The sequence below is a fragment of the Paenibacillus sp. RC21 genome, assembly GCF_044907935.1.
Classification (GTDB): Bacteria; Bacillota; Bacilli; order Paenibacillales; family Paenibacillaceae; genus Paenibacillus; species Paenibacillus terrae_A.
On sequence record NZ_JBIYCS010000003.1, the window covers coordinates 17,762 to 40,397 of the forward strand.

Here is a 22,636-nt window from a genome sequence, read left to right on the forward strand (position 1 = left end):
GCTGCGTTCCTCAGTTATACATCCCTTTGCAGCCGTGCCTGTACCTCTTCTGTTCCCCACGGGGAAGAGGATAGGAAAGGCAGTTAAAAACTCATGGCATAACTATTTCATGCCATGAGTTTTTAAAGGGGCGGTGACTCATATAAAGTCACCCTGCTCTTATAAGGTTGAGCCAGCGAAGCGAGGCTCAATAGCAGGCTGGGCGAAGCTGCCTGCCTCAAACCTGAGGGCAAAGAAGTAAGCCAGCCATTGGCGCTGCTCACTACTTTGCCCGGCACATCCCCGCCTTTGCGAAGCAAACAGCCCGGGATGTGCCCTGCCGCCGCTGCGAAAGGCGGCCGCGCTCTAAAGCGTGTCCTTGTGGTTGGTGGGAAAATCCCGCAAACCACAAGGAAAACACGCGACTCCCAGCACGAACCAATCACCAAGCAACACCAACCCTACGCATCTGACCGACTCTTGAGGGGTCCAGGGGGAGCAGCCCCATGGAATCCTCCCTATTAGGGAGGACTTAGGAGGGTCAATCATTTGAAGGAGTGTTCATGAATGTCCGAAGCATACAAAAACGCAGGGGTAGATATCGCTGCCGGTAATGAAGCAGTAGAACGGATGAAAAAGCACGTCAAACGTACCTTCCGTCCCGAAGTGCTGACGGATTTGGGCGGATTCGGTGCGTTGTTCGGCCTGAATAAGGATAAGTACGAGGAGCCTGTACTCGTTTCCGGTACGGATGGAGTCGGCACAAAGTTGAAGCTTGCTTTCGCGATGGATCGTCATGACACCATTGGTATTGATGCGGTTGCGATGTGTGTGAACGACATTGTCGTCGGGGGCGCGGAGCCGCTCTTTTTTCTCGACTATCTCGCTTGTGACAAGGTTATACCTGAGAAAATCGAAGCTATTGTTGCTGGAATCGCAGAGGGCTGCCATCAGTCGGGTTGTGCGCTGGTCGGCGGTGAAACAGCAGAAATGCCGGGGATGTACAGCGAAGGTGAATATGATATTGCCGGATTTACGGTCGGGATTGTAGATAAAAGCAAGATCATTAACGGCAGTTCCATTACCCCCGGAAATACGGTTATCGGACTGGCCTCCAGCGGAGTACACAGTAATGGCTTCTCACTGGTTCGCAAGCTGTTATTGGAACAGCAAGGATACAGTCTGCATGATGAAATCGAAGGCTTGAACGGCAAACTGGGCGATGTACTGCTGGAGCCAACGAAAATTTACGTGAAATCCGTTTTGGCTTTGCTGGACAAGGTAAAGGTAAAAGGCATGGCGCATATCACGGGCGGCGGTTTTATCGAAAATATCCCTAGAGTGCTGCCGGATCACGTTAATGTGGATATAGAATACGGCGCTTGGCCGATTCTGCCGATCTTCCAGCTCATGCAGGAAAAAGGCGCAATCTCCAACAAAGACATGTTCACAACCTTTAACATGGGAATTGGAATGGTTATCGTTGTAGGCGAAGAGCATGCACAGACTGCACTGGAAGTTCTGAAAGAACAGGGCGAAGCCGCTTATGTGATCGGAAAAGTAACGGAAGGCAGTTCTATCGTGACCTTTACGGGAGCCGAGGTGTAATGAACGAGTACCGAGTTGCTGTTTTTGCATCAGGTGAAGGAACGAATTTTCAGTCATTGGTGGATGCGGCTGTGCGGGAAGAACTGGGCGGGGCAACGGTAGAACTGCTGATCTGTGACAAGCCTGCGGCTCCTGCCGTAGCCAGAGCACAGAAGGCCGGAATTGCGTGTCACACTTTTCGACCCAAGGAATATGCTTCCCGCGAAGATTATGAGCGTGAACTGGTTGCTTTGCTGGAGCAGAAATCCATTGATCTCATCGTGTTAGCAGGCTACATGCGTTTGCTATCCAGTGTTATGGTAGATGCCTACGCCGGAAAAATTATCAATATTCATCCGTCACTACTTCCTGCATTTCCAGGGAAAGATGCTGTTGGACAGGCATTGGCCTATGGGGTCAAGGTCAGTGGGGTTACCGTTCATTTTGTGGACGGGGGGATGGATACGGGAGCAATTATTGCCCAGCGTGTCGTAGAAGTACACGACCATGATACAGCAGAATCCTTATCCGCAGCTATTCAATCCGTGGAACGTCAGCTATATCCAGAGGTGGTTGGCAGACTGTCTCAAGGCAAAATCCAATTGGATGGGCGCAAGGTAATTTCACTTCTCTAAAGATGATTGTAATTTGTCATATCATTGTCATATCAAGGATGCCGTACAGGCATTTTCCGATATTTCTCGGGAAATAAATTGATAAAACCGAATTTTGCAAAATCCTGAAGAGCTAAAGGAGGAGAAATGGTGAGTATTAAAAGAGCGCTCGTCAGCGTATCAGATAAACGGGGGATCGTGGAATTTTGCCGCGAGTTGTCCAAATTGGGTGTGGAGATCGTTTCGACAGGGGGAACGAGCAGCTTGTTGTCAAAGGAGGGTATTCCTGTCATCGGCATTTCTGAGGTAACAGGATTTCCTGAAATTATGGACGGACGTGTTAAAACACTTCATCCTGCGGTACACAGCGGCTTGCTGGCTGTTCGGGATAATGAGGAGCATCAGCGTCAGATGAAGGAGCTTGGACTGGACTATATTGATCTGGTCGTTGTGAATCTGTATCCTTTTGCGGAAACGATCGCCAAACCCGGTGTAACCTATGAGGACGCGATTGAAAATATTGATATCGGCGGTCCAACCATGCTGCGTTCTGCGGCGAAAAACCATGCATTCGTAAGTGTGGTAGTAGATGCGGACGATTATAGCACGGTGCTGGACGAAATCCGCAAGGATGGCGATACCGAGCTGAACACTCGTAAGCGTTTGGCAGCAAAGGTTTTCCGTCATACCGCATCATACGACGCGCTCATCTCCGATTATTTGTCGAATGTGACAGGCGAGCCTTTGCCTGAGCGTTACACGGTAACCTATGAAAAAATTCAGGATTTGCGCTATGGCGAAAATCCGCATCAACAGGCGGCATTTTACCGTCAGCCGTTGGCGGCAAAGGGTACACTGACGACAGCGAAGCAGCTTCACGGCAAGGAACTGTCCTACAATAATATCAACGATGCTAACGCGGCCCTGCAAATTGTTAAAGAATTCAGCGAGCCAGCAGTGGTAGCTGTTAAGCATATGAATCCTTGCGGCGTGGGAATCGGCGGCAGCATTTATGAAGCGTACAGCAAGGCGTACGCGGCTGATCCAACTTCCATTTTTGGCGGCATCGTAGCGGCTAATCGGATTATTGACGGCGATACAGCGAAGAAGCTGAGCGAAATCTTTTTGGAAATTGTACAGGCACCGGGCTTTACGGAAGAAGCACTGGAGATTTTGACGAAAAAGAAAAACATCCGTTTGCTCGATCTGGGCGAGTTGTCCACATCTGAACAGGCTGAAAGTCGCTTCGTCGTTACTTCCATTGAAGGCGGCATGGTTGTTCAGCAGAACGACATTCACGCTGTCGACCCGGACGCGCTTACCGTAGTGACGGAGCGTGCGCCATCCGAGGAAGAATTGAAACAGCTTTTGTTTAGCTGGAAAGTTGTTAAGCATGTGAAGTCCAATGCGATCGTACTGGCGGCAGACAACATGACCATTGGCGTGGGTGCGGGACAAATGAACCGTGTCGGAGCGGCTAAAATCGCTATCGAGCAGGCTGGAGACAAAGCAAAAGGTGCTGTGCTGGCATCTGACGCATTTTTCCCGATGGGCGATACGCTGGAACTGGCAGCCCAAGCAGGCATTACGGCAATTATTCAGCCGGGCGGCTCCATCAAGGACGAAGAATCCATCAAGGTTGCTAACGAACACGGCATTGCGATGGTCTTCACAGGCGTGCGTCATTTCAAGCACTAGCTTGTATTAGCTGAGGATGCAGAGCATTCTCTCACACGAGGATTTTGCAAAATCTTGACACCATAACGGGAGCGGGAGGAATCACCTGAATGGATATTTTGGTTATCGGTGGGGGCGGCCGTGAGCATGCGATTGTGTGGGCACTGAAAAAAAGCCCCAAGGCCGGACAAATCTACTGCGCGCCGGGCAATGCCGGCATCGGGCATTTGGCGGAGTGCGTGCCGATTCCGGTGAGTGATTTTGACGCGTTGACAGAGCTGGCGGAATCCAAAAAGGTCGGACTTGTCGTGGTTGGCCCCGATGATCCGTTGGCAGACGGTATTGTGGATGCTTTCGAAGCGAAAGGCATTCCGGTATTCGGACCGCGTAAAAATGCAGCAGAAATTGAAGGCAGCAAAATCTTCATGAAGGATCTGCTGCACAAATACCATATTCCGACAGCAATCTATCGGAAGTTTTATACCTATGAGGAAGCACATGCCTATTTGAAGGAGCAGCCGATTCCTGTGGTCATTAAGGCGGATGGACTGGCAGCAGGCAAAGGGGTAACGGTCGCTTACTCTATGGAGGAAGCAGAAAAAGCTTTATCCGACATTATGGTAGCGAAGGTGTTCGGAGAAGCTGGGGCGCAGGTCGTGATCGAGGAGTTTCTGGCGGGACAGGAAATGTCGATTCTTTCCTTTGTGGATGGTGAAACGGTTCGTCCGATGGCAGCGGCGCAAGATCATAAGCCTATTTTTGATGGTGACAAAGGGCCGAATACCGGGGGGATGGGCACGTATTCCCCATTACCGCATATAGCGGATTCGATTATTGAGGAAGCCATTGAGACCATCATTAAGCCGACGGCAAAAGCGATGGTGGCTGAAGGTCGTCCGTTCCGGGGCGTTTTATTCGCGGGATTGATGATTTCTCCGGACGGTAAGCCGAAGACGATTGAGTTTAACGCACGCTTCGGTGATCCGGAAACGCAGGTTGTACTGCCACGGCTAAAATCTGATCTGCTTGATATTTTCCTGGCTGCTGTGAATGGCACGCTGGATCAGGTAGAGATTGAGTGGAAAGATGAAGCGGCGGTATGTGTGGTGTTGGCTTCCGGGGGCTATCCCGGTTCGTACGCCAAAGGGGTGCCGATCCACGGACTGGATCAGGCGAATGAAGCCACCGTGTTTCATGCCGGTACAGGCATCAATGAACAGGGCGAGTGGATCACAAACGGCGGACGTGTGTTGGGCGTGGTCGGCTTGGGACGTGATATTGCCGAAGCGCGGGACAAGGCGTATGAACAGGCGGCACGTATTACCTTTGAAGGCAAGCAAAACCGTACGGATATTGCGGCAAAAGCACTGCTATAGAAGCGTTTTTACAAGATAGAGAGGACCTCTTCGGAGGCTCTTTTTTTCGTTTGACAAAAGTATACTTATCCTATAGGATTAAAAAATACGAAACTGACTGACTGATCAATCGGGAGGAGGAAATCCATGCAGCCACGGAAGGCGAAGCAGTCCAAGACTACCGCGAATGAACCATTGGTTGATCACGCGGGAGAAGAAACAGCCGAAACCGATCGCAGAACGCAGCTTCTTCACATTGCGTTGAAGCGATTCGCCGAGCAAGGGTACCATCAAACGAAGATTTCAGATATCGTGGTGGAGGCCGGAGTGGCCCAAGGCACGTTTTATTGGCATTTTAAAAGTAAAGAAGCGCTGGCACTGGAGATTATCGCTACAGGCCGCGAACAACTGCTGGCAGCGATAGGACAAGGATACCGCCGTGATGCAGGTACGCTGGCTGATATGGTTAAAGCGTCCGAAGCGCTGTTTGTCCGTCTGTTTGATTTTGCATTGGAGAACCGCTATCTGATGGGATTACTCCTGATCGGCAGCGGTGTTGATGAACCGGTACGACAGAGTATTCGGGAGACGAGAATCGCGATGGAACTGGCCTTTCGACGCAATATGGAGCGAGCGATAGAGCTGAACATGCTACCCGCTGAATTGGATGTCGAACTACGGGCAGCGCTGCTCATGAGCATGATCGAAGGTGTTATTACACGCTGGCTATTCGGTTCCGAGGGAACACATGACAACATTACACAGGTAACAGCTAAACAATTGGCGGAAGAAGCGGCTAATTTTGAATTTTACGGGCTGTTGGGTCAAGGCTAGGCGGGTGGGAGACCACATCGCATGAATTGGCAGTAAGAGGCGAATAATAGAGCCAAAATACACATATGTACTCAATCATTTACATCCAGACAGGAGAGAACGATTCATGAAAACACGTAAAAGAGGGTTCCTTGTAACTACACTGATGGCTTTGGCCATGTTCAGTCTGGTGCTGAGCGCTTGCGGAACGAAGCCGGAAGCTGCCAACAGCAGCAACGGAGCGGGCAGCAGCAATGAGGCGGCAGCGGGCAATCAGCTCGAAGCAATCAAGAAGGCAGGAGTGATCAAGGTTGGAATGATGGGTACGTACCAGCCTTACAATTTTTTGAACGATAAAAAGGAATTGGACGGGTTTGATGTTGATATCGCGAATGAATTGGCGAAGCGTATCGGGGTCAAAGCGGAGTTCACGGCACAAGAATTTTCGGGACTCATTCCAAGTCTGCAAAAGAAGAAATTCGATGCGGTGATTAGCCAGGTGACGATTACGCCAGACCGTGAAAAGGTCATTGATTTCACAGAGCCGTATATCACAAACAATGTAAATATTATCGTAAACAACAAAACAAACGATATTACCAAGCTGGAGGATTTTAAAGGTAAAACGATTGGTGTCGGCTTGGGAACAAATGATGAGTCTTATCTGCGTAACGAAGTGCTGCCGAAGGTTGGCGATTTCGAGATTAAAACGTATGATGATGTTATTACTTCCTTGAAGGATCTGAACTCTGGTCGAATTGACGCAACCATCAACAATCTGTATGCGCTCAAGCCCATTGTTGATAAAAACGGCTTCCAGATTAAGGCGGTAGGCGAGCCGATCAAATCCGATCAAGCGGGTGTGGCTATTAACAAGGACACTCCTGAGCTTAAAGCAGCCTTGAACAAGGCTTTGAAAGAAATGAAGGAAGACGGCACCTATAAAACGATTTTCAAAAAATGGTTCGGCGAGGAGCCAAAAGAATAACGTAAGCCTGTTACAGGCGTCTGGCTCCGGTCTTGGCTTTTATGCTGACATGGGGCCACTCGTCTGAAAGAAGGGAATATAACCGATGCTTGAATTAATGTGGGAAAACGTCCCTTTTTTGTTGAAGGGTGCTTATTATACGCTGTATATCACGATTGTTTCCATGCTATTTGGCCTTATGATCGGCTTGGTGGTGGCAGTCGCCCGGTTGAAGGGGAATCGTCCGGTTCGTTGGCTGGCGCGCAGTTATGTATCTATCATTCGGGGAACGCCGGTTTTGGTGCAGATTGCGGTCATTTACTATGGACTGGATGATTACGGAATATCGTTCGGCTCGCTGACTGCTGCTTGTCTTGCACTGAGTATCAATACAGGGGCGTATTTATCGGAGACGTTTCGTGGGGCTATTTTAGCGGTGCCAAAGGGTCAAACCGAGGCGGCCTATGCAACCGGAATGTCTCCGGGTCAAACGATGTGGCGCATCATTCTTCCGCAGGCCGTGCGAATTGCGATTCCGCCGATGGGCAATACATTTGTCGGTATGCTTAAGGAAACATCGCTCGTTTCGGTGATTGGAGTAAGTGAGCTGATGCGTCAGGCACAACTTTTACAGGCACAGTATCTGCGCTACATGCCGTTTCTGCTCGAAATTGGCATCATGTACTGGATCATGAGCATTGGGTTCTCCGCTATACTGGAGCGGGTGGAAAAGCGTCTGGCCCGAGCTTATTAAGGTGGAGATGATAGAGGATGATAACAACAAGCGGTTTGGGTAAACGCTTCGGTCAGATGGAAGTGTTAAAAAGCATTGATTTTCAGGTGGCCGCGCGTGAAATCGTCGTGTTGCTCGGCCCGAGTGGTTCGGGTAAAAGCACCTTGCTACGCTGCCTGAACGGTCTGGAGGAATTGTCTTCCGGCAAGTTTGAGGTGAACGGGATCGAGGTAAATGCTACGGCTCCTCTCCGTACCCGGCAAGCGGCCATTCGTGATATTCGCAGGCAGACGGGGATGGTATTTCAGCAATTCAATCTGTATCCGCACAAAACAGCAATCGGCAATGTCATTGAAGGGCTGCTGACAGTGAAAAAAATGCCGCGTGACAAGGCTATGTCCATCGGACAGCGGTTGCTGGAGCGTGTGGGTTTGTCGGACAAGCAGGATGCTCATCCTGCGCGTTTGTCCGGTGGACAGCAGCAGCGGGTAGCGATTGCGCGTGCGCTCGCGATGGACCCGGCGATTATGCTGTTCGACGAGCCGACATCGGCGCTCGATCCCGAGCTGGTCGGGGAAGTGCTGAGCGTAATGCGTGAGCTGGCCCAGGACGGGATGACGATGGTTGTCGTCACCCATGAGATGAAATTTGCCCGCGAGGTGGCGGACAAGGTTGTATTTATGGCGGACGGTGTGATTTTGGAGGAGGCTGCGCCACAGGCATTTTTCGAGGCTCCCCAGCATGAGAGAACACAGAAATTTTTACGTCAAATTAGTGAGTTTTGAAGCGAGAATAAGAATAGATTATACATTATGAAGATGGAAAGAAGGCCTTTGAACATGAAAGTATCTACAACTTGGCACGGTAAACGCGCGTTTACTTCGGAGGGACCGTCCGGTTATTCCGTTGGGATGGATGCTACGGCAGCTTATGGCGGCGATGGCAAAGGCATGACACCGATGGAGTTGCTGCTGGCGGGTCTGGCGGGATGTATTGGCATTGATATTACGATGATTCTGGATCGCTTCCTGTCGGACATTACCCGTATTGATATTGACGCAGAAGGTGAGCGTAAGGAAGAAATGCCGAAGGGTTTTACAGCGATTGATCTGACGTTCCATGTAGATGGCGATGTTCCGGATTATCGCGTGTGGAAAGCGATTCAGATGGGTAAGGAAAAATATTGTGCCGTATCCGATTCCTTAAAAGCGGAGATTCGCATGCACCTGATCCTAAACGGAACAGAAGTACCACATCCAGCGTAAGGGTGGAAGGTTAGTGAAGGAGAGTCAACCTGTGTTATATGCAGGGAGGCTCTCCTTTTTGAATTTATTTTCAAATATTACATGTAATGAAACTTTTTATGCTTTGTTTTCGTTTACAATAGAAACTGAAGTATAAAAATGGGAAAATAAACCTGTATGCTGAGTGCATACGGGGGGAGGTATATAGTGAAACGAAAGCAGCTTGTGATCATAGCGGTGGGCTTGGCTGCGGTACTCATCGTGATTGGTATGGCTGTGGGATTGCCATCATCGAAGCAGGACAGAATGGCTAATACCCCGGATACTGTTCGGCCCGCAACTGCCATTGCAGCTGACGCTAAGGAGGAAACGATTGAGCAGGATAGCGCCCATCGCGTGCTGCGCTTTTTAGAGGAACATCCAGAGAAAGCATCCATTACGATTCTGAGGGATGGAAAGAAGCTGGCAGGTCGTGAGGAACACCGGATGATGCCCTTGGCGAGTACGGTCAAGACGGTGATTGCGGTGGAATATGCCAAGCAGGCGGCAGCAGGCACAATCAACCCGGATGAACGGATCAAGCTGACTGCGCTGGAGCGATTCTATCTACCGCGTCTGAATGGTGGCGCACATCCGGCATGGTTGAAGGAGATGGAAGCCAAAGGACAGTTGAAGAACGGAACCGTGTCTATGCGCGAAGTCGCTAAAGGTATGATTCGGTTTAGCTCCAATGCCAATACCGAGTATTTAATGGACAGACTGGGCTTGGAACAGATTAACCAAACGAAATCTGACCTGAGACTCCAGGATCATGATCCGATTTATCCATTTGTATCTTCCATTCTGATTCCTTATGAATGGATGAGAGAGGCCCAGGGACGGGCATGGGATGGTGCAAGAAATAGCAATTCTGCCAAAGCAGCCGTTCAAGCGATGTCTGATGCGGAGTTTCGCCAACATGCCCAGATGATCCATAACAAGCTGGCTCGTGATACGAGCGGTTCTTATAAGAGAAATGCCGCTATCGCGACATGGTATGATCGGGAATTTGATCGAATGAATACGGAACGTTTTATAGCTTCGACGACGGCGGATTATGCGTCCTTGATGAGTAAGCTGAATAGCCGTCAAGGCTTTTCGAAAGCTGAGCAAAAATTATTGTCTGAGGTCATGGAGCAGCTGATGGATCATCCGAAAAATCAGGAATGGCTGCAACATTCCGGACAAAAGGGCGGATCTACCGAATATGTCCTCACCCTGGCCATGTATGCGACGGACAAGGAAGGACATTCGACGGAGATGGCGGTCTTCTTTAACGACCTGGACCCGTTCACGAATGCCTCCTTGCAAAATATGATGAATGAATTTAAAGAACGGCTATTGCGTGATGAATCGTTCAGAAAAGAAATCAATCAGCGCATTGGTGTACAGGTGGAAATGTAACCCCTACCCGTTGCCTTTTTGCTTGCGTTCCCGTAACAGAAATACAGAAAATACGGTGCGCCAATGATAGCTGTCACGATGCCTGCGGGAATTTCATACAGGGCAGAGGTGATCATATAACGAAAGGATAATCCCAACAGCCCGGTGACCACCAGCACTAAAAGGGATATGAAAAGGATTAGTTTTGTCTGAAAACGCATGTGCATTCACCGCCGTCAAGCAAGATATAGGTGCCGATTCGCCTGATTTTTTCTCCAACACGATCCATTTTACTGTATTACAGGAACGCCCGCACTTTTAATCTGTTGAATGAATGGTCTATAATAGAAATAGTTACATAATGTGAGGAGGAAAATATCATGATTATTATTCATGCTGATATGAAAGTTTTACCTGAAAAAAGAGAGGCTTTTCTGCAACAAACCCAAGGATTAATCAGCGCATCACAAGCCGAAGAAGGTAATGTACGCTACACGCTGATGCAGGATCTGAATGATGCCAACGCTTTTACCATGGTTGAAGAGTGGAAGGATGCTGCTGCTGTAGATTTCCATAACAAGTCTGCCCATTTCCAGGCATTTGTTGCCGCAGCTAAAGAATTGCTGGCCGCTCCGCTTCAAGTCAATGCTTTTCAGGATGCAACCAAGCTGTAATTAGCCCGTTTTCTAAATCATAATCAGGAACAGGAGGAGATAGACATGGGGAACATTGCGGATACAACTGTACTGAATAATGGAGTTCAGATGCCTTGGCTGGGTTTTGGTACGTACAAGGCGGAAGGCAATGAGGTCTACGAAGCAGTTAAAACGGCCATCGAGGTGGGCTATCGTCACATTGATACGGCGGCGATCTACGGCAATGAGGAACTGGTTGGACAAGCTATTCGTGACAGCGGGGCGGACAGAGAAAAACTGTTCATTACTACCAAGCTGTGGAATGAAGATCAGGGCTTTGATTCAACACTGCGTGCCTTCGAGGAAAACCGCAAGCGACTGGGTCTGGACATCATTGATCTGTATCTCATTCATTGGCCTGGCAAGGACAAGTACAAGGAAACCTGGAAGGCATTTGAGCGCCTGTATGAAGAAGGAAGCGTACGCGCCATCGGAGTAAGCAACTTCCAAGTTCACCACCTCGAAAACCTCCTGAAAGACAGCAATATCGTACCTGCAATCAACCAAGTGGAGCTTCACCCGCGTCTGACACAGCAAGAGCTGCATCAATACTGCCGGGAGCACCAGATTCAGCTTGAATCCTGGAGTCCACTGATGAAGGGTAAATTGACCGAGCAAGCGGATATCGTTGAGATTGCTGCAAAATACGGCAAAACCTCGTCGCAGGTTATTTTGCGCTGGCATCTGGATCGGGGTATCGTGACGATTCCCAAATCTGTAACCGCACATCGTATCCGCGAAAATGCCGACTTGTTCGATTTTGAACTGACGGAAGAGGATATTAACCGAATCAACGCACTTCATCTTGATGAGCGTGTGGGCACTCATCCCGATAAGCTGTTGTTCTAGTTTTAGAATGAAATAGAACCTTCAATTCCACGTGCATCGTGGTTTTGGAGGTTCTTTGTTTATTTATGCATTGGGATCGTCTCATACGCTTTTGTCCGTCTGGACAGAGTTACTACGTCCTGCATGCCTACTTTTGGTTTAATTTGCGATAAAGGAGGAAGGAATAGAGTATGGGGGCGACGACGGATATAGCCAGTCCAGTAAGAAAAATGACCGTTCCCGCCACTCCATCGACCCATGCTGCCACCAAGCCCGAAGCACCCCCGAGCATCATCATAGGGCCGCCGAAACGGTGCGTTTTACGCCAAACCTCAGGATTGGACAGGGTCCAGGGTGTACGGATACCGAAGGTATAGTTTGGCTGTACCTGAGTCAAATAATTACCGAGCATCAGCAGCATCAGGCCTACCAACCCGCAAATTATAGTATTCATTTGCAGCAGTATGTTCAGGCTATACAGAAGCATGCCCCAACCGGCTACAGCGAGTACAACGGCAAGACCTGCACGTGTTACTTCGTAGGCTTTAGAAAATTTTTCGTAATTCGCTCGATTCGGGTCCATGTAGCGGGCTAACCGGAACAATAGCGGTATCAGGCCCATCAGCACCAGCATGACGATAGCGCCCGTTTTACCCATATATCTGTCAGCCGTATTGTCAAAGCTAAAATGGGAAGCCATCATGGCAGGAAGGCGGTCATACAGCAGCAAAGCCCCTATAGCGGGTGATAGGGCAATCAAAGTCGTCAAAACATCCGTAAAGCTCCATTTCATTCGAGATTTCATTCAGATTCCTCCGTATCCTTGATGTCATTCGCATTTTGTTTCGCAGGGGCATCGGAGTGGGCAATGCTGAACATCCAACCGATGACATCCGCGACAACCGTTGTATGCAGGGTGTAAATAATGTTTTGCCCTTGTCGCTCATCCAGCACCAGCGCGGCCTGCTTCAGGATATTCAGATGGTGGGAGATGCTGGGCTTGCTGATTTGAAAATGCTCAGCCACTTCGCCTGCGCTCATGCTTTTCTCTTTCAAGAGCTGTAATATTTTACGCCGGGTCGGATCAGCTAAAGCTTTGAAGGCATCATTCAAAATCCATTTCCTCCTTTAGATATTTAGATAATATTCTAAATATCTAAAGCAATAGTAAAATAGAGCTATGATACTTGTCAACGGATAAATACATCATTTTAGAAAAAGGTTTAGAGCAGGTTTGCTGATTTCGATTGTAAAAGGTCGGGAAGTTCGCTATAATTCATTTATATCAAAAATAAGAATCTTAATTTAAAATAAAAAAATTAGAGGAGGATATATATGAAACACGTATTCCGTAAAGGAAGTCATCCGCAGGCCCCGGTTATTTTGCTGTTGCACGGGACAGGAGGGAATGAACAAGACCTGATCCCTTTGGCTGATTTGGTAGCACCGGGAGCGTCTGTGTTAGGCGTAAGGGGAAATGTGTTGGAAAATGGGATGCCGCGTTTCTTCCGCCGTTTGGCAGAAGGGGTGTTCGACTTCGAGGATCTCGTATTCCGTACCAAGGAACTGAGTGAATTTGTGGATACGGCTGCGGAGCAATACGATTTTGACCGCAACAACGTTGTGGCTCTTGGGTACTCCAACGGGGCGAACATAGCGGCCAGCATGCTCTTTCACGATGCTAAGGCGCTGCGCGGAGCTATTCTGCACCATGCGATGGTGCCGCTGCGTGGGCTGAATCTGCCAGATTTGAACGGTGTCCCTGTATTTATGTCTTCCGGTGAGAACGACCCGATTGTTCCGGTTGCGGAATCCCGTGAGCTGCAAACCTTGCTGGAAGGCGCAGGCGCGCAGGTAGATGCACACTGGGAACGCAACGGTCACCAATTGACCCGTACCGAGGCCGAAGCCGCAGGCAAGTGGTTTGGTGAGCATTTTAATGCATAAAATGATCCGATAGCGTTCAAGCTACAGATTAGCGCTCCAGTGAGCGATTCCATGATTAGGAGGCGACAAACGAAATGGCAAAACCAGATAATCGAGCCGATAATGTTGAACATTTGCAACAAAGTATTCAGAATACACAGCAGAACCTGTATGAAGCTGAAGGGTATCTGAACGAATTTTCCTCTGAAATCAGTGACGAGGAGCGTAAGCAAATCGAAGAAAAAAATAATCGCCGTAAAGAAAGTATTAGATCGTTTCGAGAAGAAGTGAAGGACGAAGCAGCACATTCTCAAGAGTAGTTAAAAAAACGCGACCCAGCTCCGAGTTTCAATTCGAGTTGGGTCGTTTTTTATGCAAAAATCATCATAACCCCATTCAATTCATTTTCCCCCTATAATGCAATGTAGGCGCTAGTGTTGCGCTAAAAATGAATTTCTTATAAATAATGTTCTTGTAAACTAATTTGGCTTGATGTTAAATAGAAAAGAAAGCGCAATCATTTTAAGGAATCATCTTTTCATCATGCGAAGGGGGAAGGATATGCTGCTGCGAAGAAAAAGCATGGCGTTGATGCTCATGGCGGTGGTTCTGCTGGCTGGACTGCTGCAAGGCTGTTCTGGCAAGGCCGACGAACAGGATGGGCCGGGAACTGAACTGGTATTGTGGACGTTTAATGAATTGCATGAGAAGTTTTTTCTGCAAATGGCCGACCAATGGAACCAACTGCACCCTGATGAACCGATTATTTTGAAAGCGAATACATTTCCGTATGATAACCACCACAGCAAGCTGTCGATTGCGTTGCAATCAGGGGTGGGGGCACCGGATATTGCGGATATCGAGGTGAACAAGATCGGTAATTTCCTCAAAGGGATACCGCAACTGGTTCCGCTCAATCCGGTGATTGACCCGGAGCTGAAAAACATTGTGCCTTCCAGAGTACAGATTTACGGTAAGGACGGTAAGTATTACGGTATTGATTTTCATGTCGGAGCCGAAGTGATGTATTACAATAAAGAAATTTTGGATCAGGCGGGGGTAAACCCGGATTCCATTGTGACATGGGCAGATTATGCTGCGTCGGGCAAGCAAGTGCTGGCGAAGACAGGCAAGCCGATGGCGACCGTGGAGACGAATGACCTGTGGAATTACTGGCCGATGATCTCCCAGCAAAAATCGGATTTCCTGGATGACAAGGGCCAGCTGACACTGGATAACGAAACGAATATTAAAACACTTGAATTTCTCCAGCAAATGGTGAAGGACAAAATCGCCATTCCCGCGCCGGGCGGCGGACACCATATGGAGGAATACTACGGGTTTATGAACAAAGGAGGGGCCGCTTCGGTGTGGATGCCGATGTGGTATATGGGACGTTTTACGGATTACATGCCTGACCTGAAAGGGAAAATCATCATCCGACCGTTGCCAGCGTGGGAAAAAGGCGGCTCTCGTTCAGCGGGGATGGGCGGAACCGGTACGGTGGTCACGAACCAATCGAAGCACCAGGATCTGGCGATGCGTTTTCTGGCTTTTGCCAAGCTGTCCAAGCAAGGGAATGTAGAGATTTGGAAGCAGCTCGGCTTTGATCCGATCCGCAGTGAAGTATGGACGATGCCGGAAGTCAAAGCGAAGAATAAGTTTACGGATTATTTCGGAACGAATATTTTTGATACGCTCATTGAGGTAAAAGATGAGATCAATGCGGTGCATATCGGACCGAAAACGCCTGATATCGCCAGTGCAGTTCGCAATAAAATACTTTACCGAACACTGCTGAATGGCGAAGATCCGGCCACGGTGCTGCATGAGCTGGCAGATGAATTGAGATAGACCCTAATAGGAAAGGGAGTGAGATTCATGGCAACGCCCGTTCATACGAACGCAAATGTACCGACAGGTCAGCCGCCGAAGCCTCAGCGTCCGACCAGAAGCAGATGGAGCCGCTTTATTCATTCCAGCCGCACGGCGCCGTATGTGTTTGTCCTTCCGTTTCTACTGTCTTTTGCGCTGTTTTTTGCGTACCCGGTCATCTCGACAGTCATTATGAGCTTTCAGGAAGTGCTGCCTGGCATAACGACTTATGTCGGATTGGAAAATTATAAAGATTTGATCAATCCCACGTTTGGAAAAGCGATTCTGAACAGCGTCCTGTATACCTTGCTTACGTTGGTGGTGCTGATTCCGCTGCCGCTGGTGCTGGCGGTATTGCTGAATTCTCCTAAAATGCCGGGCAGAGGTCTGTTTCGCTCGGTGATGTTTATACCTGCACTGACCTCGGTGGTGGTCGCGGGAACGATTTTCCGGCTCATGTTCGGGGAATTGGACGGCTCGCTGATGAATTCCTTACTGGGTGCGTTCGGTCTGGAGCCGTACAAATGGCTGATGAACGCCAACACCGGATTTTTAGCGTTGATCGTACTGGCCTTGTGGAGATGGCTGGGCGTGAACATGTTGTATTACATGTCGGGACTGCAAAACATTCCCCCCGAGCTGTATGAAGCCGCACAGATTGATGGAGCCAGTCGCTTTGATTCCTTTTGGCGGATTACGATTCCGATGCTAAAACCAGTGACGATCTACGTATTTACGATTAGTATCTATGCGGGGTTGTCCATGTTTACGGAGAGCTACATGCTGTGGAACGGGAACAACTCTCCGAATGATATCGGCTTAACGATTGTCGGTTATCTGTACCGTCAAGGTCTGGAGCAAAACAGTATGGGCTTCGGAGCCGCAGTAGGCATTGTATTGCTCGTATTTACGCTGCTGCTGAACCTGGTCCAGCTCAAATTTTTTGGCTTGTTTCGGAAGGAGGACTAAGCGATGGTTCAGAAGCAAAAAGGCCCGTTATCCGCACTGCTCATTGTTCTGTTCATCCTGTTTGCCGGGTTTGCCCTGTTTCCGTTATTTGCCGTGACGCTGGCCTCGTTCAAGCCATCGACGGAGCTGCTGCGGTACGGCTTGAATCTCAAGCTGGAGTGGAGCATCATGTCCTTGAAAAATTACGCGTTCATCTTTCAGGGGACGACGGATTATTTTCAATGGTACTGGAACAGTATTGTCATAACCGTTTTATTCACGGTGTTATGTCTGATATTGTCCGCGATGGTGGGCTATGGACTGGAGATGTATCGGTTCAAGCTGAAAAATGTGATTTTTACGCTAGTGCTGGTCGTGATGATGATTCCAGTAGAAATTATTATGCTTCCACTCTATAAGCTGATGATCGGCATGAAGCTGATTAACACGGTATGGGGCGTCATTCTGCCATTTGTCGTTGCGCCGATTCCGATCTTTTTCTTCCGTCAATATTTGAGTGGGGTCCCGAAGGATTTTATGGATGCTGCACGGGTTGACGGCTGTTCGGAGTATGGCATTTTCGTGCGGATTATGATGCCTCTGATGGCGCCCGCATTCGCGGCAATGGCTATTTTGCAGGCGATGAACAGTTGGAATAACTTCCTATGGCCGATGATCGTACTTCGCACCAACGACATGCTGACGCTACCGATTGGTCTGTCCAGTCTGCTTACGCCGTATGGTAATAATTATGATGTGCTGATCGCCGGGTCGGTGCTGGCTATTTTGCCAATTCTCGTCGTGTTCCTGTTCTTCCAGCGTTACTTTATTGAGGGAATGACCGCAGGCGGGGTAAAAGGATAATCGTTGCGGTAATATGAATTGAGAGATTGAATAAAAGAAGCGTGTAACGTCAGGAAAAGCAGGTCGGGATTCACCCCGGTCTGCTTTTTTTTGAATATAATTGATTTTCATTCTCATTTTCATGCTCTATGACCTGCACAAGCTATAGGTAAACGTGGTATGATATTTGAAAGATTTCAAATACAGACATATTCAGGCGGAGCGTGGAGAACCTATGGAACCAACAGAAACCCAGAAAACCGATCCGGCCCCGATGGCGTCAACCGTCAGCATGGAGGATATTGTACGGGCGCATCATATGCTGCGTGAGGTCATTGTACGTACACCTTTGCAGCGGGATGCCGTCCTGTCGGCCAAATATAACTGTAACGTGTATCTCAAAAGAGAGGATCTCCAGGTCGTGCGGTCCTTTAAAATCCGTGGAGCCTACAACATGATTCGCAGCCTGACTCCCGAGCAGATGGAAAAGGGCATCGTGTGTGCGAGTGCGGGGAACCATGCGCAGGGTGTGGCTTTTTCATGTAATGCGCTGGGCATTCACGGCAAAATATTTATGCCGAGCACAACACCCAATCAGAAGGTGAAGCAGGTTCGTCGCTTTGGCGGCAACAGTGTGGAGGTCATTTTGACCGGGGATACGTTCGACGATGCTTATGATGAGGCCATAAAGGTGTGCAGCGAGCAGGAGATGACCTTTATCCATCCGTTTGATCAGCCGAAGATTATAGCAGGCAACGGTACGATTGCGATGGAAGTGATGGAAAGTTTGGATACGCCAGCAGATTATGTGTTCGTGACCATCGGCGGTGGCGGTTTGGCGGCAGGCGTAGGCACGTATTTCAAAACGGTCAGTCCATCCACCAAGGTAATTGGCGTAGAACCGCTTGGCGCGGCGTCGATGACGGAGGCGATGCGTTTGAACAAGGTGGTTACGCTGGAGCAAATAGACAAGTTCGTTGACGGAGCCGCTGTTAAGCGTGTCGGTCAGTTAACGTATGACATTTGTACACGTACCCTGGACGATATTGTGAAGGTGCCGGAAGGTAAGGCGTGTACTGCGATTTTGGAATTGTATAATGAAAATGCGATTGTAGTGGAGCCTGCGGGCTCGTTGCCTGTAGCAGCATTGGATATGTATCGTGAACAGATTCAGGGCAAAACGGTTGTCTGCATCGTCAGTGGTGGCAACAACGATATTGACCGTATGCAGGAGATTAAGGAACGGTCCCTGATTTACGAAGGACTGAAGCATTATTTTATGGTAAAGTTCCCGCAAAGAGCAGGAGCGCTGCGTGAGTTTCTTCAGGATGTGCTTGGACCGGACGATGACATCACAAGGTTTGAGTATACGAAAAAGAACGACAAGGAGAACGGCCCGGCGCTGGTCGGCATTGAGCTGTTTCACAAGGAAGACTACCTTCCTTTGATTGAACGAATGAACCGCAAGGGGCTCGAATATACGGAACTGAACAAAAACGAAAATCTGTTTAATATGCTGATTTAACAAGGGAGGAGCCTAGGGGCTCCTTTTTTATACCAGGATTTTGCAAAATTCGATTCCAGTCGCTCCAGGATACATAACGTTATGCGTAGTTTATGAATTTCTTTTTATTTGAAATAAAGCGTTTACAAAACTGAAGTTGATAGGTTAATATATATGTAACTTCATAAGTATAAACACTAATGTAATAGTGTATTACCTGATTCTCATCATATAAAACGAATTTGGAGGTGCGTAAGAGTGTTGAAATCCTGGAAAAAATCAGTACAGGGTAAATTGGCTCGAACGGCGTTTGCTGCCGTAACCTCGGCTGCATTATTGCTATCAGTGGTGCCTTCGGCATCGGCAGAGCATTGGGCATTAACTGGTGATGTCGCGGTACATGATCCATCTATCACGAAGGAAGGCAATGCGTGGTATATTTTCTCTACGGGTCAGGGAATACAGGTACAAAGGTCGGATGATGGACGCAATTTTTACAGATTGCCGCAAATATTCCTGTCACCGCCATCATGGTGGAAATCGTATGTACCTAAGCAGAAGACTAATGATGTATGGGCACCGGATGCTCAAAAGTACAATGGACGTGTGTGGGTTTACTATTCCATTTCTACTTTCGGGTCACGCATTTCGGCCATTGGATTGACTTCAGCAACGAGCATTGGCGCGGGAAGCTGGAGAGATGATGGACTAGTGCTGCGTACGACGGATTCTAACGATTATAATGCCATTGATCCGAATCTGGTCATTGACGCTTCCGGTAACCCGTGGCTTTCCTTCGGTTCCTGGAACACAGGCCTGAAAATTACCCGTTTGGACAAAAATACGATGAAGCCTACGGGGCAGATTTATTCCATCGCGAAGCGTACCGCTGGCGGTCTGGAAGCTCCACATGTTACATACCGAGACGGTTATTATTATCTGTTTGCTTCTATTGATAACTGTTGCCAGGGTGTAAACAGTAATTACAAAATTATTTATGGTCGCTCCACCAGTATCACTGGACCTTATGTGGACAAGAGTGGTAAAAACCTGATGGATGGCGGTGGAACCGTATTGGATGCGGGGAATGACCGTTGGAAGGGACCGGGCGGTCAGTCTATTTATAACAATAGTGTGATTGCGCGTCATGCCTATGATGCGACTGATAACGGAAATCCAAAGCTGCTGATTAGTGATCTGAAATGGGACTCCGCAGGTTGGCCTACGTACTAAAAAATGTGGGCTACATGGAGTCATCCATATAGCGATCTCACATAGGTATATCCAAAAACTGTTCCTCCATAGGAGGAGCAGTTTTTGGCTTGCAATGTCATAGAAACATGCTATTATAAATCAAGTTGATAATAATTATCATTATCGCCATCGTCATGAGCGTTATGGTGGTTTCAGGTATGGAGGGAGTGACCTCACGAATGCAGTTTAAAGGCAGAGCAGATAAACATGCGGCTCGGACAGAAGGCACAGCTCCCGAAGTAGCCTTGGTAGCCCGTCCTTTACTCCGGGCGGGCCGGATTCGGCAGGCGCTGCTATTCATAGGTTCTGCTGTGTTGCTGGCCTTGGCTATGTTTGCCGCGATTTCCCTTGGAGCCAAGGACTTGACCTTAGGCACGGTATGGGCGGCGATATTTCACTATGATCGTTCATTGATGACACATCAGATCATTCATGAGCTAAGATTACCGCGTGTGCTGGGGGCGGCTGTCATCGGAGCTGCACTGGCGGTAGCAGGCTCTCTGATTCAAGGTATTACGCGCAATCCGCTGGGAGATACAGGTGTGCTGGGCATTAACGCAGGAGCGATGTTCGTGGTCGCTGTAAGTTTTGCCTTTTTCCCCAACCTTCCTTATGGGACGTTAATCGTATTGTCGTTCCTCGGGGCGCTGATGAGCACCTTGCTGGTATTTGGTCTGGGAGCTTCCGCGCCCGGGGGATTGACGCCGATGAGACTGACCGTATCCGGAGCAGTGACGGCTGCTCTGCTAGGCTCTATGACTTCGGGAATTGCGATTTATTTTAATCTGAGTCAGGATTTAGCCTTTTGGTATGCGGGCGGTGTCGCAGGAATCAAATGGTCACAGCTTGAGATTCTTGCGCCGATTTTGCTGATTGTGATCGCCTGGTCTATGGGGCTGGCACGCTCTATTTCCCTGATTTCGATGGGCGATGAGGTGGCGCTGAATCTTGGATTAAATCTCAAGCGTATCCGGCTGCTGGGTCTGCTGACCGTGGTGGTACTGGCCGGGTTGTCCGTGTCCGCAGCCGGGGCCATTGGCTTTGTAGGGCTGGTTATTCCGCATATTGCCCGCAAGCTGATCGGTGTGGATTATCGCCAGATCGTACCGCTGTCTGCGTTATTGGGAGCTGTGCTGCTGGTGTTGGCTGATTTGGGGGCGAGAATGGCGAATCCGCCCGAGGAGCTCGCTATTGGAATTATGGTGTCCTTTATCGGAGTGCCTTTTTTCCTCTTTCTTGCCCGTAAGGAAAGGAGGGATTTGTAATGAGTCGCTCTTTAGGAACCGGGGATGCAAGAAGGGCAAAGGCTTTGATCGTCTGCTTGGCTTTGGCGGCGATCAGCTTTGCCGTCATTGTATTGAGTTTGAATACCGGAACGATTCGTATTCCACCGCTGCGTGTGCTGGATACACTGTTTGGTGGTGGCAGCGGGCGTGATCATATCGTCCTGTTCGAATACCGTCTGCCGCGTATCGTTGTAACGGTACTGGCTGGGGCCGGATTAGGAGCAGCCGGAGCTGTTATGCAGGGCTTGTCGCGGAACGCACTCGCTGACCCGGGGGTGCTGGGGCTTCACGCGGGGGCTGCGTTGGGACTGGTGATGTTCGTCAGTTTCTTTCGCGATCTTGAAGGATCGGCAGCCGTGCTGATCCCCCTGTTTACTTTTGCAGGAGGTGTCGTGGCGGCGGTGCTGATTGTGCTGTTGTCCTATAATCGGAACAGAGGAATCGTGCCTGTGCGTCTGATCCTGTCCGGCATCGGTGTAGCCTCGGGCCTCAGCGCTATAACGCTGTATTGGTCCTTGCGACTCGATGAGGATACTTACGCGTTCACCGCACGTTGGTTGGCTGGCAGCGTATGGGGTCGGGACTGGATACATGCGGCGGCTTTGCTGCCGTGGATAGTTATTGTGTTGCCTTACGTTCTGTCACAGACGCGCAGCCTGAACAATCTGTCGCTGGGCGACGAGACGGCCGCTGGAATCGGGACAAGTGTGAAGCGTCAGCGTCTGTTGCTGCTGGGTGCAGCCGTGGCCCTATCCAGCGCCAGTGTGTCTATGGCTGGAGGTATTGGCTTCATTGGGCTGATTGCGCCTCATCTGGCTCGCCGTCTGGTTGGGCCAATGTACCAGCATTTGCTGCCAGTGGCCTGCTTTGTCGGAATCGTCATTTTGGTCACTGCGGATACGATTGGACGCTCTGTGTTCCAGCCGAATGCGATTCCGGCGGGTGTGGTGGTTGCTGTGGTAGGGGCTCCGTATTTTTTATTTTTGCTGTCCCGTACGAAATGACAGATGGAATAGGTACATAAACCAACAAGCTGAAGCTTTCTATATAGATCATTTTATATGGAGCTTTTATGACATAGGAGGA

General features: G+C 49.2%; 24 protein-coding genes. 21 read left to right on the top strand and 3 right to left on the bottom strand.

All coding sequences use genetic code 11. From position 1 onward, the window contains the following. Positions 1-122: 122 nt before the first annotated feature. A complete protein-coding gene (locus ABIA61_RS09820; protein ID WP_404580659.1) occupies positions 123-428 on the bottom strand; it encodes a hypothetical protein in 306 nt (101 codons plus the stop codon). A gap of 118 nt (positions 429-546) precedes the next feature. Here ABIA61_RS09820 and purM point away from each other — a divergent pair, with 118 nt between their 5' ends. From purM to ABIA61_RS09880, 12 genes are all read left to right on the top strand, one after another. After that, positions 547-1,587 (top strand): phosphoribosylformylglycinamidine cyclo-ligase, encoded by a 1,041-nt coding sequence (purM, locus tag ABIA61_RS09825; RefSeq protein ID WP_404521034.1) that lies wholly within the window; start codon positions 547-549, stop codon positions 1,585-1,587. Next, complete coding sequence (gene purN, locus ABIA61_RS09830; RefSeq protein WP_283654693.1) at positions 1,587-2,201, top strand: phosphoribosylglycinamide formyltransferase; 615 nt, start codon at positions 1,587-1,589, stop codon at positions 2,199-2,201. The genes purM and purN overlap by 1 nt, the downstream gene beginning before the upstream one ends. Before the next feature lie 129 nt (positions 2,202-2,330). Beyond that, positions 2,331-3,878 carry a bifunctional phosphoribosylaminoimidazolecarboxamide formyltransferase/IMP cyclohydrolase gene (gene purH / locus ABIA61_RS09835; RefSeq protein WP_404580660.1) on the top strand — a complete coding sequence of 516 codons (1,548 nt, stop codon included), beginning with the start codon at positions 2,331-2,333 and terminating at the stop codon, positions 3,876-3,878. Between the two features lie 89 nt (positions 3,879-3,967). Beyond that, positions 3,968-5,233 (top strand): phosphoribosylamine--glycine ligase, encoded by a 1,266-nt coding sequence (gene purD, locus ABIA61_RS09840; RefSeq protein WP_283654694.1) that lies wholly within the window; start codon positions 3,968-3,970, stop codon positions 5,231-5,233. 126 nt (positions 5,234-5,359) lie between these two features. Next, positions 5,360-6,046 (top strand): TetR/AcrR family transcriptional regulator, encoded by a 687-nt coding sequence (locus ABIA61_RS09845; RefSeq protein WP_404521037.1) that lies wholly within the window; start codon positions 5,360-5,362, stop codon positions 6,044-6,046. Between the two features lie 106 nt (positions 6,047-6,152). Further along, positions 6,153-7,013: a transporter substrate-binding domain-containing protein gene (locus ABIA61_RS09850; protein ID WP_044647018.1), complete on the top strand. Its 861-nt coding sequence runs from the start codon at positions 6,153-6,155 to the stop codon at positions 7,011-7,013. An 85-nt stretch (positions 7,014-7,098) separates the two neighbouring features. Beyond that, positions 7,099-7,746, top strand: coding sequence for an amino acid ABC transporter permease (locus tag ABIA61_RS09855; protein ID WP_283654697.1), 648 nt, complete (start codon positions 7,099-7,101; stop codon positions 7,744-7,746). Between the two features lie 17 nt (positions 7,747-7,763). Then, the gene (locus tag ABIA61_RS09860; protein WP_404521038.1) at positions 7,764-8,510 is read left to right on the top strand and encodes an amino acid ABC transporter ATP-binding protein; all 747 of its coding nucleotides are present in this window, start codon (positions 7,764-7,766) and stop codon (positions 8,508-8,510) included. A 54-nt stretch (positions 8,511-8,564) separates the two neighbouring features. Continuing rightward, positions 8,565-8,990 (top strand): OsmC family protein, encoded by a 426-nt coding sequence (locus ABIA61_RS09865; protein ID WP_134911173.1) that lies wholly within the window; start codon positions 8,565-8,567, stop codon positions 8,988-8,990. A gap of 186 nt (positions 8,991-9,176) precedes the next feature. Continuing rightward, entirely contained in the window at positions 9,177-10,412 is a 1,236-nt protein-coding gene (locus tag ABIA61_RS09870) for a serine hydrolase (protein ID WP_404580661.1), read from the top strand. 359 nt (positions 10,413-10,771) lie between these two features. Further along, complete coding sequence (locus ABIA61_RS09875; protein WP_044647023.1) at positions 10,772-11,065, top strand: putative quinol monooxygenase; 294 nt, start codon at positions 10,772-10,774, stop codon at positions 11,063-11,065. Positions 11,066-11,110: 45 nt separating this feature from the next. Next, entirely contained in the window at positions 11,111-11,935 is an 825-nt protein-coding gene (locus ABIA61_RS09880; protein WP_404521040.1) for an aldo/keto reductase, read from the top strand. A gap of 127 nt (positions 11,936-12,062) precedes the next feature. Here ABIA61_RS09880 and ABIA61_RS09885 read toward each other — a convergent pair whose 3' ends face one another. Together ABIA61_RS09885 and ABIA61_RS09890 are read right to left on the bottom strand one after the other, a co-directional pair. Further along, positions 12,063-12,719: an SdpI family protein gene (locus ABIA61_RS09885; protein WP_283654701.1), complete on the bottom strand. Its 657-nt coding sequence runs from the start codon at positions 12,717-12,719 to the stop codon at positions 12,063-12,065. Continuing rightward, a complete protein-coding gene (locus ABIA61_RS09890; RefSeq protein WP_283654702.1) occupies positions 12,716-13,027 on the bottom strand; it encodes an autorepressor SdpR family transcription factor in 312 nt (103 codons plus the stop codon). The genes ABIA61_RS09885 and ABIA61_RS09890 overlap by 4 nt, the downstream gene beginning before the upstream one ends. A gap of 222 nt (positions 13,028-13,249) precedes the next feature. Between ABIA61_RS09890 and ABIA61_RS09895 the strand changes: the two genes are divergently transcribed. From ABIA61_RS09895 to ABIA61_RS09935, 9 genes are all read left to right on the top strand, one after another. Next, on the top strand, positions 13,250-13,861 hold the full coding sequence (locus ABIA61_RS09895; protein WP_283654703.1) for an alpha/beta hydrolase: 612 nt from the start codon (positions 13,250-13,252) through the stop codon (positions 13,859-13,861). 74 nt (positions 13,862-13,935) lie between these two features. Then, the gene (gene tlp / locus ABIA61_RS09900; protein WP_044647028.1) at positions 13,936-14,160 is read left to right on the top strand and encodes a small acid-soluble spore protein Tlp; all 225 of its coding nucleotides are present in this window, start codon (positions 13,936-13,938) and stop codon (positions 14,158-14,160) included. A 241-nt stretch (positions 14,161-14,401) separates the two neighbouring features. After that, complete coding sequence (locus ABIA61_RS09905) at positions 14,402-15,694, top strand: ABC transporter substrate-binding protein (protein ID WP_283654704.1); 1,293 nt, start codon at positions 14,402-14,404, stop codon at positions 15,692-15,694. 27 nt (positions 15,695-15,721) lie between these two features. Beyond that, positions 15,722-16,684 (top strand): carbohydrate ABC transporter permease, encoded by a 963-nt coding sequence (locus ABIA61_RS09910; protein ID WP_283654705.1) that lies wholly within the window; start codon positions 15,722-15,724, stop codon positions 16,682-16,684. Between the two features lie 3 nt (positions 16,685-16,687). Continuing rightward, a complete protein-coding gene (locus ABIA61_RS09915; RefSeq protein ID WP_283654706.1) occupies positions 16,688-17,527 on the top strand; it encodes a carbohydrate ABC transporter permease in 840 nt (279 codons plus the stop codon). Positions 17,528-17,741: 214 nt separating this feature from the next. After that, on the top strand, positions 17,742-19,031 hold the full coding sequence (gene ilvA, locus ABIA61_RS09920; protein ID WP_283654707.1) for a threonine ammonia-lyase IlvA: 1,290 nt from the start codon (positions 17,742-17,744) through the stop codon (positions 19,029-19,031). A 237-nt stretch (positions 19,032-19,268) separates the two neighbouring features. Continuing rightward, positions 19,269-20,243 (top strand): arabinan endo-1,5-alpha-L-arabinosidase AbnA, encoded by a 975-nt coding sequence (gene abnA / locus ABIA61_RS09925; RefSeq protein WP_283654708.1) that lies wholly within the window; start codon positions 19,269-19,271, stop codon positions 20,241-20,243. A gap of 200 nt (positions 20,244-20,443) precedes the next feature. Then, positions 20,444-21,529, top strand: coding sequence for a FecCD family ABC transporter permease (locus ABIA61_RS09930; RefSeq protein WP_283656192.1), 1,086 nt, complete (start codon positions 20,444-20,446; stop codon positions 21,527-21,529). After that, positions 21,529-22,554 carry a FecCD family ABC transporter permease gene (locus ABIA61_RS09935; protein ID WP_283654709.1) on the top strand — a complete coding sequence of 342 codons (1,026 nt, stop codon included), beginning with the start codon at positions 21,529-21,531 and terminating at the stop codon, positions 22,552-22,554. Before ABIA61_RS09930 ends, ABIA61_RS09935 begins: the two co-directional genes overlap by 1 nt. Positions 22,555-22,636 lie beyond the last annotated feature (82 nt).

Excerpts from the sequence above, each read along its gene's own strand:
- purM (WP_404521034.1), top strand. The coding sequence starts at position 547 with ATGTCCGAAGCATACAAAAACGCAGGGGTAGATATCGCTGCCGGTAAT.
- purN (WP_283654693.1), top strand. The coding sequence starts at position 1,587 with ATGAACGAGTACCGAGTTGCTGTTTTTGCATCAGGTGAAGGAACGAAT.
- purD (WP_283654694.1), top strand. The coding sequence starts at position 3,968 with ATGGATATTTTGGTTATCGGTGGGGGCGGCCGTGAGCATGCGATTGTG.
- ABIA61_RS09845 (WP_404521037.1), top strand. The coding sequence starts at position 5,360 with ATGCAGCCACGGAAGGCGAAGCAGTCCAAGACTACCGCGAATGAACCA.
- ABIA61_RS09850 (WP_044647018.1), top strand. The coding sequence starts at position 6,153 with ATGAAAACACGTAAAAGAGGGTTCCTTGTAACTACACTGATGGCTTTG.
- ABIA61_RS09855 (WP_283654697.1), top strand. The coding sequence starts at position 7,099 with ATGCTTGAATTAATGTGGGAAAACGTCCCTTTTTTGTTGAAGGGTGCT.
- ABIA61_RS09860 (WP_404521038.1), top strand. The coding sequence starts at position 7,764 with ATGATAACAACAAGCGGTTTGGGTAAACGCTTCGGTCAGATGGAAGTG.
- ABIA61_RS09865 (WP_134911173.1), top strand. The coding sequence starts at position 8,565 with ATGAAAGTATCTACAACTTGGCACGGTAAACGCGCGTTTACTTCGGAG.
- ABIA61_RS09875 (WP_044647023.1), top strand. The coding sequence starts at position 10,772 with ATGATTATTATTCATGCTGATATGAAAGTTTTACCTGAAAAAAGAGAG.
- ABIA61_RS09880 (WP_404521040.1), top strand. The coding sequence starts at position 11,111 with ATGGGGAACATTGCGGATACAACTGTACTGAATAATGGAGTTCAGATG.
- ABIA61_RS09885 (WP_283654701.1), bottom strand. The coding sequence starts at position 12,719 with ATGAAATCTCGAATGAAATGGAGCTTTACGGATGTTTTGACGACTTTG.
- ABIA61_RS09895 (WP_283654703.1), top strand. The coding sequence starts at position 13,250 with ATGAAACACGTATTCCGTAAAGGAAGTCATCCGCAGGCCCCGGTTATT.
- tlp (WP_044647028.1), top strand. The coding sequence starts at position 13,936 with ATGGCAAAACCAGATAATCGAGCCGATAATGTTGAACATTTGCAACAA.
- ABIA61_RS09905 (WP_283654704.1), top strand. The coding sequence starts at position 14,402 with ATGCTGCTGCGAAGAAAAAGCATGGCGTTGATGCTCATGGCGGTGGTT.
- ABIA61_RS09910 (WP_283654705.1), top strand. The coding sequence starts at position 15,722 with ATGGCAACGCCCGTTCATACGAACGCAAATGTACCGACAGGTCAGCCG.
- ABIA61_RS09915 (WP_283654706.1), top strand. The coding sequence starts at position 16,688 with ATGGTTCAGAAGCAAAAAGGCCCGTTATCCGCACTGCTCATTGTTCTG.
- ilvA (WP_283654707.1), top strand. The coding sequence starts at position 17,742 with ATGGAACCAACAGAAACCCAGAAAACCGATCCGGCCCCGATGGCGTCA.
- ABIA61_RS09930 (WP_283656192.1), top strand. The coding sequence starts at position 20,444 with ATGCAGTTTAAAGGCAGAGCAGATAAACATGCGGCTCGGACAGAAGGC.
- ABIA61_RS09935 (WP_283654709.1), top strand. The coding sequence starts at position 21,529 with ATGAGTCGCTCTTTAGGAACCGGGGATGCAAGAAGGGCAAAGGCTTTG.